This is a genomic window from Streptomyces sindenensis (assembly GCF_014649035.1).
Classification (GTDB): domain Bacteria; phylum Actinomycetota; class Actinomycetes; order Streptomycetales; family Streptomycetaceae; genus Streptomyces; species Streptomyces sindenensis.
Map to the genome: position 1 here is coordinate 1 of NZ_BMSG01000027.1, position 16240 is coordinate 16240.

Annotated in this window: 12 protein-coding genes; 10 read left to right on the plus strand and 2 right to left on the minus strand. The window is 70.9% G+C overall.

Translation table 11 applies throughout. The features are described from left to right. Positions 1-51 precede the first annotated feature (51 nt). Complete coding sequence (locus tag IE145_RS24725) at positions 52-957, minus strand: LysR family transcriptional regulator (RefSeq protein WP_189527655.1); 906 nt, start codon at positions 955-957, stop codon at positions 52-54. A 121-nt stretch (positions 958-1078) separates the two neighbouring features. Here IE145_RS24725 and IE145_RS24730 point away from each other — a divergent pair, with 121 nt between their 5' ends. Both IE145_RS24730 and IE145_RS24735 read left to right on the plus strand, forming a co-directional pair. Then, positions 1079-2137, plus strand: a complete 1059-nt coding sequence (locus IE145_RS24730) for a bile acid:sodium symporter family protein (protein WP_189527656.1) — start codon at positions 1079-1081, stop codon at positions 2135-2137. A 64-nt stretch (positions 2138-2201) separates the two neighbouring features. Further along, positions 2202-2417 carry a helix-hairpin-helix domain-containing protein gene (locus tag IE145_RS24735; protein ID WP_189527657.1) on the plus strand — a complete coding sequence of 72 codons (216 nt, stop codon included), beginning with the start codon at positions 2202-2204 and terminating at the stop codon, positions 2415-2417. A gap of 39 nt (positions 2418-2456) precedes the next feature. Here the strand turns inward: IE145_RS24735 and fdhD are convergent, their stop codons facing one another. After that, entirely contained in the window at positions 2457-3305 is an 849-nt protein-coding gene (gene fdhD, locus IE145_RS24740) for a formate dehydrogenase accessory sulfurtransferase FdhD (RefSeq protein ID WP_189527658.1), read from the minus strand. 239 nt (positions 3306-3544) lie between these two features. Between fdhD and IE145_RS24745 the strand changes: the two genes are divergently transcribed. The 8 genes from IE145_RS24745 to IE145_RS24780 all read left to right on the plus strand — a co-directional run bounded on the left by IE145_RS24745 (position 3545) and on the right by IE145_RS24780 (position 16236). Next, complete coding sequence (locus tag IE145_RS24745) at positions 3545-4504, plus strand: beta-ketoacyl-ACP synthase III (RefSeq protein ID WP_189527659.1); 960 nt, start codon at positions 3545-3547, stop codon at positions 4502-4504. A 287-nt stretch (positions 4505-4791) separates the two neighbouring features. Then, on the plus strand, positions 4792-5973 hold the full coding sequence (locus tag IE145_RS24750; RefSeq protein ID WP_069737179.1) for an ROK family transcriptional regulator: 1182 nt from the start codon (positions 4792-4794) through the stop codon (positions 5971-5973). Between the two features lie 177 nt (positions 5974-6150). After that, positions 6151-7674 (plus strand): sugar ABC transporter ATP-binding protein, encoded by a 1524-nt coding sequence (locus IE145_RS24755; protein ID WP_189527660.1) that lies wholly within the window; start codon positions 6151-6153, stop codon positions 7672-7674. Beyond that, complete coding sequence (locus IE145_RS24760; protein WP_189527661.1) at positions 7671-8723, plus strand: ABC transporter permease; 1053 nt, start codon at positions 7671-7673, stop codon at positions 8721-8723. The genes IE145_RS24755 and IE145_RS24760 overlap by 4 nt, the downstream gene beginning before the upstream one ends. Positions 8724-8867: 144 nt before the next feature. Next, positions 8868-9902, plus strand: a complete 1035-nt coding sequence (locus tag IE145_RS24765) for a substrate-binding domain-containing protein (RefSeq protein ID WP_189527662.1) — start codon at positions 8868-8870, stop codon at positions 9900-9902. 71 nt (positions 9903-9973) lie between these two features. Next, positions 9974-11209, plus strand: coding sequence for a Gfo/Idh/MocA family protein (locus tag IE145_RS24770; protein ID WP_189527663.1), 1236 nt, complete (start codon positions 9974-9976; stop codon positions 11207-11209). Between the two features lie 13 nt (positions 11210-11222). After that, a complete protein-coding gene (locus IE145_RS24775) occupies positions 11223-12227 on the plus strand; it encodes a sugar phosphate isomerase/epimerase family protein (protein WP_189527664.1) in 1005 nt (334 codons plus the stop codon). A gap of 289 nt (positions 12228-12516) precedes the next feature. Beyond that, complete coding sequence (locus tag IE145_RS24780; RefSeq protein WP_189527665.1) at positions 12517-16236, plus strand: ThuA domain-containing protein; 3720 nt, start codon at positions 12517-12519, stop codon at positions 16234-16236. The last annotated feature ends 4 nt before the right edge of the window (positions 16237-16240 follow it).

Sequence of the window (16240 nt, forward strand, 5' to 3'; positions counted from 1 at the left end):
TGCCTGCAGCATCATCTGTCTCCGACGGCTTCGGGCGGCATTCTGAAACGATCAGTAAGGCGCCTCCGCGCCGCCCGTACCCCCCGTCCCGCGGTGCAGTCGGTCACCGCCCGCCAGGATCGCGGAGGCGAGAGCGTCCGCCGCCTCCTGGGCCGCGCCCCGTCGGTTCCCGTGCAGCAGGACGAAGTCGACCCCGCCGAGCTCCGGCAGCCCCGCCCTGGCCGGAACCGGCACGAGGCCCGGCGGGACCATCCCCCGGGAGTGCGCCATCACCCCCAGCCCCGCCCGCGCCGCCGCGACCAGGCCGCTCAGGCTCGTACTCGTACAGGCGATCCGCCAGGCCCGCCCGCCCTCCTCCAGCACCTCCAGGGCGCGCGCCCGGGTGATGGCGGGTGGCGGAAAGACGACCAGCGGTACGGGGCGCTCCGGATCGAGGCGCAGGTGCGGCGCGCCGATCCAGTCCAGGGCGTCCTGCCACATCAGTTCGCCGTGGGTGTCCCCGGTACGCCGCTTGGCCAGCACCAGGTCGAGCCGTCCCGCCGCCAGCTGCCGGTGCAGCGTTCCGGACAGCTCCACGGTGAGCTGGAGCTCGACCTCCGGATGGTCGCGGCGGAAGGACTCGAGGATCTCGGGGAGCCGGGTGAGCACGAAGTCCTCGGAGGCCCCGAACCGCAGCCGCCCGCGCAGCCGGGTGCCCGCGAAGAACGCGGCGGCCCGCTCGTGGGCCGACAGGATCGTCCGCGCGAAGCCGAGCATGGCCTCGCCGTCGTCCGTGAGATCGACGCGATGCGTGTCCCGGGCGAACAACTGCCGCCCGGCCGCCTCTTCCAGCCGCCGCACGTGCTGGCTGACCGTGGACTGACGGACCCCGAGCCTGCGCGCGGCCTGCGTGAAGCTGAGCGTCTGGGCGACGGCGAGGAAGGTCCGCAGCTGGGAGGGGTCGTACGTGGTGTCCATCCGGCCCACGCTATCGGGAATCGTGATGACAGTCAGAGTGGTGTACGGGATTCCCGATGGTCCCGTACGGGAGCAGGATGGAGGCCGAAACGGATCCCCGACCGCCGGAGCACCCCCGCACATGTCCCGCCGTATCCCGCGCCTGCCGTCCTGGCTGCCGTTCGACGCCTACCTCCTGGCGCTGGCCGCCACCGTGGCCCTCGCGGCACTGCTGCCCGCCCGCGGCGCCGCCGCCGACGTGGCGGGCGGGGCTTCCACCGGTGCCGTCGCCCTGCTGTTCTTCCTCTACGGGGCGCGGCTCTCCACGGCCGAGGCGCTCGACGGGCTCAAGCACTGGCGGCTCCACCTCACCGTCCTGGCCTGCACCTTCGTCGTCTTCCCGCTGCTGGGCCTGGCGAGCGGCGGGCTGGTGCCGTACGTGCTGACGCCCGAGCTCCAGGCGGGCTTCCTCTTCCTGTGCCTGGTCCCGTCCACGATCCAGTCCTCCATCGCCTTCACCTCGATCGCCCGGGGCAACGTGCCCGCCGCGATCTGCGCCGGATCCTTCTCCAGCCTCGCCGGGATCCTGGTGACCCCGCTGCTCGCCGCTCTGCTCCTCGGGTCCACCGGGGGCGGGTTCTCCGGGGACTCCCTGCTGAAGATCGTGTTCCAGCTGCTCGTCCCGTTCCTCGCCGGACAGCTCCTGCGCCGCTGGGTCGGCGGTCTCCTCACCCGGCACAAGAAGGCGCTCGGACTGGTCGACCGCGGGTCGATCCTGCTGGTCGTCCACACCGCGTTCAGTGAGGGGATGGTCGCCGGTGTCTGGCACCAGGTCACCCCCGCCCGGCTCGGCGCGCTGCTCGCCGCCGAAGCCGTGCTGCTGGCGCTGATGCTCACCCTGAGCTGGTACGGGGCGGGGAAGCTCGGGTTCGGCCGGGCGGACCGGATCGCCGTCCAGTTCGCCGGGTCCAAGAAGAGCCTGGCGGCCGGGCTGCCGATGGCGAGCGTGATCTTCGGGGCCCACGCGAGCCTGGCGGTGCTGCCGCTCATGCTGTTCCACCAGATGCAGCTGATGGTCTGCGCGGTGATCGCCAAGCGCCGCTCGCGCGACCCCGGGGAGCCGCAGTCCCGGGACGAGCCGGCAGAGGCCGCCGCTTCCGGCCGACTGTCCGACCCAGCCGTTACGGTGGGTAGCCGGTAGCCGGTAGCCGGTAGCCGGTAGCCGGGCGCCGGTAGCCCGGGTGGACCCACAGCGAGGACGTGCCATGAGTGACAAGGGCGGGACGCCTGCCGATGACTTTCCGCACGGGGCGGGCAACCCGGCCCGAGGCGCTCTGCGCGCCGCGGGCTACACCCGCCTCGCCCAGCTCACCACCGTGACCGCCGCCGAGGTGCTCGCCCTCCACGGGGTGGGCCCGAAGGCGATCGGGGTGCTCCGGGAGGCGCTGGCCGCCGAGGGGCTGGCCTTCGCGGGGGAGTGAGCGGGGCCCGTACGACGGCCCGCGCCCACGCCCCTGGGCTCAGCCCCGCGGCGCCGCCGCCTCCAGTGCGATCCGGTGCTCACCGGCGTACACGTTCATCGACGGTCCGCGCAGGAAGCCGACCAGCGTCAGTCCGGTCTCCGCCGCCAGGTCCACCGCCAGCGACGACGGGGCCGAGACCGCCGCGAGCACCGGGATCCCCGCCATCACGGCCTTCTGCGCCAGTTCGAACGAGGCCCGCCCCGACACCAGCAGCACCGCCCGCGACAGCGGCAGCCGTCCGTCCGTCAGCGCCCGGCCCACCAGCTTGTCGACCGCGTTGTGCCGGCCGACGTCCTCCCGTACGTCCAGCAGCTCGCCCTCCTCGGAGAACAGCGCGGCGGCGTGCAGCCCGCCCGTACGGTCGAACACCCGCTGCGAGGCCCGCAACCGGTCCGGGAGGGCGGACAGCAGCTCGGGCGTGATCCGCACCGGGGGAGCGTCGGCCACCGGGTGGCGGGTCGTGGTGCGCACCGCGTCCAGGCTGGCCTTGCCGCACAGGCCGCACGAGGAGGTCGTGTAGACGTTGCGCTCCAGCGTGATGTCGGGGACCGGGACCCCGGGCGCGAGCTTCACATCCACCACGTTGTAGGTGTTCACCCCGTCCGCCGTCGCCCCGGCGCAGTAGACGATCGACTGGACCTCGTCGCCCTCGGCGATCACCCCCTCGCTCACCAGGAAGCCCGCGGCCAGCGCGAAGTCGTCGCCCGGCGTCCGCATGGTGATGGCCAGGGGCCTGCCGTTCAGCCGGATCTCCAGGGGTTCTTCGGCCACCAGGGTGTCCGGACGGGAGGAGACCGCACCGTCCCGGATTCGGAGGGTGCGGCGGCGTTCGGTGACCCGTCCCATAGAGCTGAACCCGATTCTGTCTGTGTGCGGCTGTCTGTCCGTGTGCGGCTGTTCGTTTCTCCGGGTCATTGTCCGGCACGCGCACCGGCGTGTCGCAGCGAGCCGTTCAGCACGCTGACCAGGCTGTTGTCAAGGCTCCAACGTGTGGGCCCGATTCCTGTGGGATCACGTGCCCTCGTACCCGGCGGTAGCGACCAAGACTGGATGTTTCCTGCCCCCACCCGACGATGGGAACCCGTATGACCGGCTCACGTGTCGTGGCGCTCGGCCACTACCAGCCCGCCAAGGTGCTCACCAACGACGATCTCGCCGCGATGGTCGACACCAGCGACGAGTGGATCACCAGCCGGGTCGGCATCAAGACCCGGCACGTGGGTGGACCCGACGAGCCGGTGGACGAGATGGCCGCGCAGGCGGGGGCCAAGGCGCTGGCCTCGGCCGGTCTCGGGCCCTCGGACATCGACCTGGTCCTGGTCGCCACCTCCACCGCGATCGACCGGTCCCCGAGCATGGCGGCCCGGGTCGCGGCCCGGCTCGGCATGGGCTCGCCCGCCGTCATGGACATCAACGTCGTGTGCTCCGGCTTCACGCACGCGCTGGCCACCGCCGACCACGCGATCCGGGCCGGTGCGGCGGCCCGGGCGCTGGTCATCGGCGCCGACAAGATGGCCGACATCGCGGACTGGACCGACCGCTCCACCTGCGTCCTGCTCGGCGACGGCGCGGGCGCCGCGGTCGTCACCGCCGACCCGGCCGCCGCCGACGCCCCGGGCGGGCCCGGCATCGGGCCGGTGCTGTGGGGTTCCGTGCCGGAGATGGGCAACGCCGTCCGGATCGAGGGGACGCCCCCGCGCTTCGCGCAGGAGGGGCAGTCCGTCTACCGCTGGGCCACCACCCAGCTCCCTCCGATCGCCCGCCGGGTGTGCGAGAAGGCGGGTATCGCGCCGGAGGACCTGGGCGCGGTCGTCCTGCACCAGGCCAACCTGCGGATCATCGAGCCGGTCGCCCGCAAGATCGGCGCGGTCAACGCCGTCATCGCGCGGGACGTCGTGGACTCCGGCAACACCTCCGCCGCCTCCATCCCGATGGCACTGTCCAAGCTGATCGAGCGCGGCGAGGTCGCCTCCGGCGCGCCCGTCCTGCTCTTCGGATTCGGCGGAAACCTCTCCTACGCGGGCCAGGTCATCCGCTGCCCCTGACCGCCCGCCGCCGACCTGCGCGACCCCTCCCCGCCCCCGGCCTCCGCGCCCCGTCCCGCCGACCTCGACGGCGCCCTCCTTGCCGACCTCCACGACCCCTCCTCGCCGACCTCCACGACCCCTCTCCGTCGGTCTCCGTGGCCACCCCCGCCGACCTTTGTCCTGAGTGTGGAAAAAGTTGGCGCGGATTCCTGCGCAACTTCTTCCCACTCCGGGAAAGCGCTGCTACGTTCCCCTCGAAAGCCCGACGGACTGGCCGATGTGGCGGGGAGGGACGCGTGAGACGTATGACGGCACGACCCGCGAACGCGCATCAGGCGCGGCTGCTCCGGCTGTTGCGCGACGGGGGACCCAACTCCCGCGCGCAGCTGGGCGATCAGGTCGATCTGTCGCGCTCGAAGCTCGCCGTCGAGGTGGACCGGCTCCTGGAGACCGGTCTGGTGGTGGCCGACGGGCTCGCCGCATCGCGCGGCGGGCGCCGCTCGCACAACATCCGGCTCGCCCCCGAACTGCGCTTCCTCGGCGTCGACATCGGCGCCACCTCGGTCGATGTGGCCGTCACCAACGCGGAGCTGGAGGTACTGGGACACCTCAACCACCCGATGGACGTGCGCGAAGGGCCCGTCGCCGTCTTCGAACAGGTCCTCTCACTCGCCGCCAAACTGCGGGCCTCCGGGCTCGTCGAAGGCTTCGACGGCGCGGGCATCGGGGTCCCCGGCCCCGTCCGCTTCCCCGAGGGCGTGCCGGTCGCGCCGCCGATCATGCCCGGCTGGGACGGGTTCCCGGTCCGCGAGGCGCTCAGCCAGGAGCTGGGCTGCCCCGTCATGGTCGACAACGACGTGAACCTCATGGCGATGGGGGAGCAGCACGCGGGCGTGGCCCGCTCCGTGGGCGACTTCCTCTGCGTCAAGATCGGTACGGGCATCGGCTGCGGCATCGTCGTCGGCGGCGAGGTCTACCGCGGTACGACCGGCAGCGCCGGGGACATCGGGCACATCCAGGTCGACCCCGACGGCCGGCCCTGCGCCTGCGGCAACAAGGGCTGCCTGGAAGCCCACTTCAGCGGCGCGGCGCTCGCCCGCGACGCGGAGGACGCCGCCCGGGAGGGCCGCTCGCCCGAACTCGCCGCCCGGCTGGAGGCGGCGGGCCGCCTCACCGCCGCCGACGTGGCGGCCGCCGCCGCTGCCGGGGACGCCGCCGCGCTCGACCTCATCCGCGAAGGCGGCAACCGGCTCGGCCAGGTCATCGCGAGCCTGGTCAGCTTCTTCAATCCCGGTCTGGTGGTGATCGGCGGCGGGGTCACCGGCCTCGGTCACAACCTCCTCGCCAGTGTCCGTACGCAGGTCTACAAGCAGTCCCTGCCCCTGGCCACCGGCAACCTCCCCATCGTCCTGGGCGAGTTGGGTCCCACCGCCGGAGTGACCGGCGCGGCCCGGCTGATCAGCGACCACCTCTTCTCCCCGGCCTGACCCCAGGCCGTACGCACCCCGCATCACGCACCACGGAACCACCTTCCGTCAGCAGCCGTTCGCGGTGCCGCCGGCTCCACGGCACCTCCAGCCCTGCGCCCTGTCCGCTCACCGGCCCTCCCCGGCCCTCGGCACCCGCCCGAGCAGGGGAGACCCCATTCGCCGAGGGGATTCGTCATGGCACCAGAACCACCCCTGCTCACCATGTCCGGCATCACCAAGCTCTTCCCGGGCGTCCGCGCCCTGGACGGCGTCGACCTGGAGGTCCAGGCCGGCGAGGTCCACTGTCTCCTCGGCCAGAACGGTGCGGGCAAGTCCACCCTCATCAAGGTGCTCGCCGGAGCCCACCAGCCCAATGACGGCGAGATCACCTGGCGCGGCGAGAGGGTCCAGCTGAAGTCGCCGATCGCCGCCATGCGCCTGGGCATCGCCACCATCTACCAGGAACTGGACCTGGTCGAGGACCTGTCGGTCGCCGAGAACGTCTTCCTGGGCCACGAGCCGACCAGCGCCGGCTTCATCGTCCGTACGGGGGAGGGGCGCGCCGCCGCCAAGGCGCTGCTGGCCCGTCTCGGGCATCCGGAGATCGACCCCGCCCGGCACGTCGGCGACCTCTCCGCCGCCCAGCAGCAGATCGTCTCCATGGCGCGGGCGCTCTCCCACGAGGTCCGGCTCATCGTGATGGACGAGCCCTCCGCCGCCCTCGACCCCGACGAGGTCGACAACCTCTTCCGCATCGTCGAGAGTCTCACCGCCGACGGGGTCGCCGTCGTCTACATCTCCCACCGGCTCGAGGAGATCCGCCGCATCGGCGACCGGGTCACCGTCATCAAGGACGGCCGGACCGTGGCCGTCGGACTGCCCGCGGCCGACACCCCCACGCGCGACATCGTTGCCATGATGACCGGCCGCGACGTCGCCTATGTCTTCCCGCCCCGCCCCGAGGAGCCGGCGGTCCTCACCGCCGAGCCCGTGCTCCGGGTCGAAGGCCTGTCCCGCAAGGGCGAGTTCGCCCCCGTCGACCTCGAACTGCGGCCCGGCGAGATCGTCGGGCTCGCCGGACTCGTCGGCTCGGGCCGTTCGGAGATCCTGGAGACGATCTACGGAGCCCGCAAAGCGGCCACCGGAACCGTCACCGTCGACGGCAGACAGCTCCGCCCCGGCAGCGTCCGCGCCGCCGTCGCCGCGGGCATCGGGCTCGCCCCCGAGGAACGCAAGGCGCAGGCCCTGCTGATGACCGAGTCGGTCACCCGTAACGTCTCCGTCTCGTCCCTCTCCCGCTTCGCCCGCATCGGCTGGATCGACCGGGGCGGGGAGCGGAAGGCCGCGCGGAGCGCCACGCGCGAACTGCAGATGCGGCCCGACAACCCGGACGCCGCCGTCCGCACCCTCTCCGGCGGCAACCAGCAGAAGGCCGTCCTCGCCCGCTGGCTGCTGCGCGGCTGCCGGGTCCTGCTGCTGGACGAACCCACCCGTGGCGTCGACGTCGGCGCCCGCGCCGAGCTCTACGCCGTGATCCGCCGGCTGGCCGACGAAGGCCTCGCCGTCCTGCTCGTCTCCAGCGAAGTGCCCGAAGTCCTGGGCCTCGCCGACCGGGTGCTGGTCCTCCGCGAGGGCGAAGTGGTCCACACGGCCCCCGCCCAGGAGCTCGACGAGCACCGCGTACTCGACCTCGTGATGGAAGGGAGCCCGACGCCATGACACAGCCCGCCCCGTCGGCGCAGCACAACGGGCCGGACAAGGGGGCGCTCGCCGCCCCCTCCGACACGCCGCCCTCGAAGTCGGGCGGGGGCATGCCGGCCCTCGGTCTGCGGCTCGACGTCCGGATCCTGTCCCTGCTCGGCGTCCTCGCCGCGCTGGTCCTGGTCGGCGGCATCACCGAGCCGGACGCCTTCCTGGACACCGGGAACCTCCAGCTGATCCTGACCCAGGCGTCCGTCATCGGCGTCGTCACCGTCGGTATGACCTTCGTCATCATCAGCGGCGGCATCGACCTCTCGGTCGGCGCGATGGTCGCCCTCGCCTCGGTGTGGGCGACGACCCTGGCCACCCAGGAGTACGGTTTCGCGGGCATCGCCTTCACCGCGGTGATCGTCGGCCTCGCCGCGGGACTCGTGAACGGCGTGCTCATCGCGTACGGCAACATGGTCCCGTTCATCGCGACGCTGGCCATGCTCGCGTCGGCCCGTGGACTCGCCCTCCAGATCACCGACGGCAAGACCCAGATCGTCACCGTCGACGCGGTCCTCGACCTCGGCCTGCCCGACTCCTACATCCTCGGGGTCCCGCCGCTGGTCATCATGTTCGGGGTGGTGGTCGTCGTCGGCTGGCTGATCCTCAACCGGACCACCTTCGGCCGCCGTACGGTCGCCGTCGGCGGCAACGCGGAGGCCGCCCGGCTCGCCGGGATCGACGTCCGCCGCCAGCGCCTGTACCTCTACCTGCTGTCCGGGCTCTGCTGCGGCATCGCCGCCTTCATGCTGATCGTGCTGGCCGGCTCCGGCCAGAACACCAACGGCAACCTGTACGAGCTCGACGCCATCGCCGCCGCGATCATCGGCGGAACCCTGCTCAGCGGCGGCCGGGGCACCATCGTCGGCTCCGTCCTCGGCGTCCTGATCTTCACCACGATCACCAACATCTTCGCGCTCAACAACCTCCAGAGCGACGTCCAGCAGATCGCCAAGGGCGCCATCATCGTCGCCGCCGTCCTCGTCCAGGGCCGCACCATGCGCGGCCGGGAGACCTGAGCGACCTCCGGCCGACCGGACACCCCCGGCACCTCGAAGCGCCGTACCTGAACCCCCCCGCACCTGAACGTCTCCCCGCACCTGAACGACCCCCCCCCGCACCCGCACCTCGTACGCACCCACCGGATGAAGGGTCAGACCGTCATGCCAGAAACCAGCCGCAGAGGGCTGCTGTTCGGAACCGCCGCCGTCTCCGCGGGCGCGCTCCTCACCGCCTGCACCAGCAACGAGCCCAAGAAGACCGAGCCCGCCGGCAACAGCGCCCCCGCCGACGACAAGCCCGGCAAGGCCGTCACCATCGGGTTCGCCGGACCGCAGGCCGACCACGGCTGGCTGAACGCGATCAACGTGAACGCCAAGTCCCGGGCGGAGACGTACTCCGACGTCACCCTGGAGATCACCGAGGGCTCCAACGACACCGCCGCCCAGATCGGCCAGGTCAAGACCCTCATCAACAAGAAGGTCGACGTCCTCGTCATCCTCCCCGCCGACGGGAAGGCCCTCACCCAGGTCGGTCTGGAAGCGATGAAGGCGGGCATCCCCGTCGTCAACCTGGACCGCGTCTTCGCCTCCCCGCAGGCATACCGCTGCTGGGTCGGCGGCGACAACTACGGCATGGGGCTCAACGCCGGGCACTACATCGGCGAGCAGCTCAAGGACAAGCCGAACGCCAAGGTCGTCGAGCTCGCCGGGATCGACAACCTGGAGCTGACCAAGCAGCGCAGCCAGGGTTTCGCCGACGCCCTCAAGAACTACTCCAACATCAAGCTGGTGGCCCGTCAGGCGGCCGAATTCACCGTCGAGTCCGGCCAGGCCAAGATGGCCCAACTCCTCCAGGCACAGAAGCAGTTCGACGCCCTGTGGAACCACGACGACGACCAGGGCGTCGGTGCGCTCCGCGCCATCAAGCAGGCGGGCCGCGACGAGTTCATCATGGTCGGCGGTGCCGGCGCCAAGTCCGCGATGGACGCCATCAAGGCCGACGACTCGGTCATCAAGGCGACCGTCCTCTACCCGCCGACGATGGCCGCGTCCGCCATCGACCTGGCCCGGGCGCTCGGCCAGTCGAAGGGCATCAGCGGGCTCTCCGAGATGGAGATCCCGACCTCCCTGACCCTGTACTCCGCGGTCGTGACGAAGGACAACATCGACCAGTACTTGCCGACGGGCTTCAACTGACCGGGACCCGGGGGGAGGCGGCCAGCGCGTCCCCCGGCCCGTTACCGCACACCGATGAGGAGGAAGTCCGCATGGCCCGTAGTCAAGAGACGGAAACGCAAGCCTCAGCACCCCCGCCGCGGCAGGCGCCGGGAACGCTCGGGGTCGGCATGGTCGGATACGCGTTCATGGGCGCCGCCCACTCCCAGGGGTGGCGCACCGCAGGACACGTCTTCGACCTGCCGCTGCGACCCGCTCTCGCCGCGATCTGCGGACGCGACCGTGCGGCGGTCGACGCCGCCGCCGCCCGGCACGGCTGGGCGGCGGCGGAGACCGACTGGCGGGCTCTGATCGCCCGGGACGACGTCCAGCTGATCGACATCTGCACCCCCGGCGACAGCCACGCGGAGATCGCCGTCGCCGCTCTGGAGGCAGGCAAGCACGTCCTGTGCGAGAAGCCGCTCGCCAACAACGTCGCCGAGGCGGAGGCCATGGTCCGCGCCGCCGAGGCCGCCGCCGCCCGCGGCCAGGTGGCGATGGTGGGCTTCAACTACCGCAAGGTGCCCGCGATCTCCTACGCCCGGCAGCTCATCGCCGAGGGCCGGCTCGGAGCGCTGCGCCATGTGCGGGCCACCTACCTCCAGGACTGGCTGGTCGATCCGGCCTCCCCGCTCACCTGGCGGCTCAAGCGCGAGCACGCGGGATCCGGCGCGCTCGGCGACCTCGGGGCGCACATCGTCGACCTCGCCCAGTACCTCGCGGGCGAACCGCTGACCGGGGTCTCCGCCGTCAGTGAGACCTTCGTACGCGAGAGGCCCCTGCTCGCCGGGGCGTCGGCCGGGCTCTCCGGCAGCGCCGACACGGTGGAGCGGGGCGAGGTCACCGTCGACGACGCGGCGATCTTCACCGGCCGCCTCGCCTCCGGCGCGCTCGCCTCCTTCGAGGCGACCCGGATGGCCGCCGGGCGCAAGAACGCCCTGCGCCTGGAGATCAACGGGGAGCTGGGTTCGCTCGCCTTCGACCTGGAGCGGCTCAACGAACTGTCCTTCCACGACCACACCGAACCCGCCGCCACCGCCGGCTTCCGCCGCATCCTCGTCACCGAACCCGAGCACCCCTACCTGGAGGCCTGGTGGCCGCCGGGCCACGGCCTCGGCTACGAGCACACCTTCGTCCACCAGGCCCGCGACGTGGTCCGCACGATCGCCGAAGGGGCCCCGCCCGTACCGTCGTTCGCGGACGGCCTCCAGGTGCAGCGCGTGCTCGCCGCAGTCGAGGAGAGCGCCGCCAAGAACTCCGTCCACACCCCGGTCCCGTCCTCGTCCTAGGAGGCTGCCGCCCATGCCCCGCCCCTTCACCCTCTTCACCGGCCAGTGGGCCGACCTCCCGCTGGAGGAGGTCTGCAAGCACGCCCGGGACTTCGGCTACGACGGACTCGAACTCGCCTGCTGGGGAGACCACTTCGAGGTCGACAAGGCGCTGGCCGACCCCGGCTACCTGGACACCCGGCACCAGCTGCTCGACAAGTACGGGCTGAAGTGCTTCGCCATCTCCAACCACCTCGTCGGGCAGGCCGTCTGCGACCACCCCATCGACGAACGCCACCAGGGCATCCTGCCCGCCCGCATCTGGGGCGACGGCGAGCCCGAGGGCGTCCGGCAGCGGGCCGCCGCCGAGATCGCCGACACCGCGCGGGCCGCCGCCGCCTTCGGCGTCGACACGGTCATCGGGTTCACCGGCTCCTCGATCTGGCACCTCGTCGCGATGTTCCCGCCCGTCCCACCGCACATGATCGAGCGGGGCTACGAGGACTTCGCCGAGCGCTGGAACCCGATCCTGGACGTCTTCGACGCCGAGGGGGTGCGCTTCGCCCACGAGGTGCACCCGAGCGAGATCGCCTACGACTACTGGACCACCAAGCGCGCGCTCGAAGCGGTGGACCACCGGCCCGCGTTCGGGCTGAACTTCGACCCGAGCCACTTCGTCTGGCAGGACCTGGACCCGGTCGGCTTCCTCTACGACTTCCGGGACCGGATCTACCACGTCGACTGCAAGGAGGCCCGCAAACGCCTGGACGGCCGCAACGGCCGTCTCGGCTCGCACCTGCCGTGGGGCGACCCCCGGCGCGGCTGGGACTTCGTCTCCGCCGGCCACGGTGACGTCCCCTGGGAGGACGTCTTCCGCATGCTGCGGTCCATCGGCTACGAGGGCCCGGTCTCGGTCGAGTGGGAGGACGCCGGAATGGACCGTCTGACCGGAGCCCCGGAAGCGCTTGCCAGCCTCAAGCGGTACGACTTCGACCCGCCGTCCGCTTCCTTCGACGCGGCCTTCGGCGGCGGCGAGTAGCGAGAAAGATCAAGCTCCGGGGGCATGTGGCACGGCACCGCTCCCCGCCCCCGGGGCTGCCTCGTCCTGCCCGAAAACCTCTTTGTCCTGGCGGAAGCAGAAGTTCGACTTACCTGTTGCACAAGGGCTTTCCGTCGAGGACGAACAGGTCTACCGTCCATTTCGTGTACACGACATGACTCGCGTCACCGGGGTCACTCCCGTCTCCGGTGACGCACGCGCGGCAGTCCCCGCGCGGCACGGCACGGCTACACCCGCCCGTACAACCGGCACTCTCCGGAGGACCTTCGTGCACAGAACCAGAAAGCGGCTCCTGGCCCGGACCCGCGTCCGCAAAACCCTCGCGCTGTTCACCGGCGGCCTGCTCGCCGCCGCCACCCTGACCCTCGGCTCCGCTCCCGGCGCCACCGCCCACCCGGGCCACCCCGGGCACGAGGAGCCCCTGGCGGAGGACTTCCAGCAAGTCACCCTCGCCAAGGGCGCCGAGGAGACCGGTGAGCCCATGTCGCTCGCCGTCCTCCCCGACCGCAGCGTGCTGCACACCTCACGCGGCGGCGAGCTGCGGATCACCGACAGCGCCGGCAACACCAAGATCTCCGGAACCCTCCCCGTGTACACACACGACGAGGAAGGCCTCCAAGGCGTCGGCGTCGACCCGGACTTCGCCGAGAACCGGGCGATCTACCTCTTCTACGCGCCCCCGATGGACACCCCGGCGGGCGACGCCCCGGAGACCGGCACCGCCGCCGACTTCGCGAAGTTCGACGGTGTCAACCGCCTCTCCCGCTTCGTCCTCAACGAGGACGGCACCCTCGACACCGCCAGCGAGAAGAAGGTCCTGGACGTCCCCACCTCGCGCGGCACCTGCTGCCACGTCGGCGGTGACATCGACTTCGACAAGGACGGCAACCTCTACCTCTCCACCGGCGACGACACCAACCCCTTCGCCTCCGACGGCTTCACACCGATCGACGAACGCCCCGGCCGCAACCCGGCGTTCGACGCCCGCCGCACGTCGGGCAACACCAACGACCTGCGCGGCAAGATCCTGCGCATCAAGGTCGCCGACGACGGCTCGTACACCATCCCCGAAGGCAACCTCTTCGAGCCGGGCACGGACAAGACCCGCCCCGAGATCTACGCGATGGGCTTCCGCAACCCCTTCCGCTTCTCCGTCGACCAGGCCACCGGCACCGTGTACGTCGGTGACTACGGCCCCGACGCGGGCGCGGCCGACCCCGAGCGCGGACCGGCCGGGAAGGTCGAGTTCGCCCGGGTGACGAAGGCCGCCAACTTCGGCTGGCCCTTCTGCGTCGGCGACAACGAGCCCTACATCGACTACGACTTCGCCACCAAGAACTCCGGCGCGGCCTTCGACTGCGCCGCCCCGAAGAACGAGTCGCCGCACAACACCGGACTCGTCGACCTGCCGCCGGCCGAGGCCGCGTGGATCCCGTACGACGGCGGATCGGTGCCCGAGTTCGGCTCCGGTTCCGAGTCCCCGATGGGCGGACCCGTCTACCGCTACGACGCGGACCTCGACTCCCCGGTGAAGTTCCCCGAGGCCTACGACGGCGACTTCTTCGCCGGTGAGTTCGGCCGCCAGTGGATCAAGCGCATCGAGCAGGACGCCGACGGCACCGTCCGGTCCATCAACGACGTGCCCTGGTCCGGCACCCAGATCATGGACATGGCCTTCGGCCCGGACGGGGCGCTGTACGTCCTCGACTACGGCCTCGCCTGGTTCGGCGGCGACGAGAACTCCGCGCTCTACCGCATCGAGAACGCCACCGGAGGCCGCTCGCCCATCGCCGAGGCCTCGGCGAACAAGACCTCGGGCACCGCGCCGCTGAAGGTGAAGTTCTCCTCGGCCGGCACGGCGGACGGCGACGACGACCCGCTGACGTACTCCTGGAACTTCGGTGACGGCGGCACCTCCACCGCCGCCAACCCCACGCACACGTACAAGAAGAACGGCACCTACACCGCCACCCTCACCGCCGAGGACCCGACCGGCCGCACCGGCTCCGCCAGCGTCCACGTCACCGTCGGCAACACCGCCCCGACCGTGGAGCTGGTCCTTCCCAAGGACGGGCAGCTCTTCGAGTTCGGCGACTCCGTGCCGTTCAAGGTCAACGTCAGCGACCCGGAGGACGGAACCATCGACTGCACCAAGGTCGAGGTCAAGTTCACCCTGGGCCACGACAGCCACGGCCACGACATCACCTCCGAACACGGCTGCGAAGGCACCATCAAGACCGCCATGGAAGGCGGCCACGACCCCAACGCCAACATATACGGCGGCATTTCCGCCACGTACACCGACAACGGCGGTGGCGGCCAGGCCAAGCTGACCGGCAAGGACGCCTCCCGGCTCCAGCCCAAGCACCGCCAGGCCGAGCACTTCGACGACTCCTCCGGCATCACCACGCCGAGCAAGTCCAGCGCGCACGGCGGAAAGACCGTCGGCGACATCCACAACGACGACTGGATCTCCTTCAAGACCTACGTCCTCGGCGACACCACCAAGCTCACCGCCCGGATCTCCTCGGCCGGCTCCGGCGGATTCCTCGAAGTCCGCACCGGATCACCCACCGGCAAGATCCTCGGCTCCGGACCCGTCCCGGTGACCGGCAGCTGGGACACCTTCCAGGACATCGACATCCCGCTGCGCGGGGCGCCCAAGAAGCAGACCGAACTCTTCCTCGTCTTCAAGGGCGGCGACGGAGCGCTCTACGACGTCGACGACTTCGAACTCTCCAACACCCCGGTCGACAAGACCGCCAAGCGCGTCCTGGTCTTCTCCAAGACCGCCGGCTTCCGCCACGACTCGATCCCCGCGGGCATCGAGGCCCTGAAGGAGATCGGCAAGGACACCAACATCACGGTCGACGCCACCGAGTCGGCCGCCCAGTTCACCACCAGCAACCTGGCCCGCTACGACGCCGTCGCGTTCCTCTCCACCACCGGTGACGTACTCAACGCCGAGCAGCAGAAGGCGTTCGAGAACTACGTGGCCAACGGCGGCGGTTACGTCGGCATCCACGCCGCCGCCGACACCGAGTACGACTGGGAGTTCTACGGCGGCCTCGTCGGCGCCCACTTCCACTCGCACCCGCAGATCCAGCCCGCCACCGTCCGCGTCGAGGACCACGACCACCCCGCCACCGCCCACCTGGACGAGGAGTGGGAGCGCACCGACGAGTGGTACAACTACCGCACCAACCCCCGGGACAAGGCCAAGGTTCTCGCCACACTCGACGAGACCACCTACACCGGCGGGAACATGAAGGGCGACCACCCGATCTCCTGGTGCCAGACCTACCAGGGCGGACGCTCCTTCTACACCGGTCTCGGCCACACCAAGGAGTCCTACGCCGAACCGGCCTTCCGCAGCCACGTCCTGGGCGGCCTGCGCTACGCCACCGGCCAGGTCAAGGCCGACTGCAAGCCGGACACCGACTACCGGCCGATCTTCAACGGCAAGACGCTGGAAGGGTGGAAGCAGGCGGGCCCGGGGAAGTTCTCCATCAGTGACGGCGCCCTGCACTCCGAGGGCGGCATGGGTCTCCTCACCTACCAGGCCAAGGAGCTGAAGTCGTACTCGCTGAAGCTCGACTGGAAGATGGCCGGCGACGACAACTCCGGCGTCTTCGTGGGCTTCCCGATGTCCGACGACCCCTGGTCGGCGGTGAACAACGGGTACGAGATCCAGATCGACGCCACCGACGCCGCCGACCGCACCACGGGCGCCGTCTACACCTTCAAGTCCGCCAACACCAAGGCCCGTGACCGCGTCCTGCGGCCCCCGGGGCAGTGGAACAGCTACGAGATCAAGGTCCAGGGCGAACGTCTGCAGATCTTCCTCAACGGAGCGAAGATCAACGACTTCACCAACGCCGATCCCGCCCGCAGTCTGAAGGACGGCCACATCGGCCTCCAGAACCACGGAGCCGACGACCAGGTGTCCTTCCGCAACATCCAACTGAAGGAGCTGCCCCCGAAGTAGGGCA

Coding starts and splice junctions, on each gene's coding strand:
- fdhD (WP_189527658.1), bottom strand. CDS start 3,305: ATGGGACGGGTCACCGAACGCCGCCGCACCCTCCGAATCCGGGACGGT.
- IE145_RS24725 (WP_189527655.1), bottom strand. CDS start 957: ATGGACACCACGTACGACCCCTCCCAGCTGCGGACCTTCCTCGCCGTC.
- IE145_RS24735 (WP_189527657.1), top strand. CDS start 2,202: ATGAGTGACAAGGGCGGGACGCCTGCCGATGACTTTCCGCACGGGGCG.
- IE145_RS24755 (WP_189527660.1), top strand. CDS start 6,151: ATGGCACCAGAACCACCCCTGCTCACCATGTCCGGCATCACCAAGCTC.
- IE145_RS24745 (WP_189527659.1), top strand. CDS start 3,545: ATGACCGGCTCACGTGTCGTGGCGCTCGGCCACTACCAGCCCGCCAAG.
- IE145_RS24770 (WP_189527663.1), top strand. CDS start 9,974: ATGGCCCGTAGTCAAGAGACGGAAACGCAAGCCTCAGCACCCCCGCCG.
- IE145_RS24765 (WP_189527662.1), top strand. CDS start 8,868: ATGCCAGAAACCAGCCGCAGAGGGCTGCTGTTCGGAACCGCCGCCGTC.
- IE145_RS24760 (WP_189527661.1), top strand. CDS start 7,671: ATGACACAGCCCGCCCCGTCGGCGCAGCACAACGGGCCGGACAAGGGG.
- IE145_RS24730 (WP_189527656.1), top strand. CDS start 1,079: ATGTCCCGCCGTATCCCGCGCCTGCCGTCCTGGCTGCCGTTCGACGCC.
- IE145_RS24775 (WP_189527664.1), top strand. CDS start 11,223: ATGCCCCGCCCCTTCACCCTCTTCACCGGCCAGTGGGCCGACCTCCCG.
- IE145_RS24750 (WP_069737179.1), top strand. CDS start 4,792: ATGACGGCACGACCCGCGAACGCGCATCAGGCGCGGCTGCTCCGGCTG.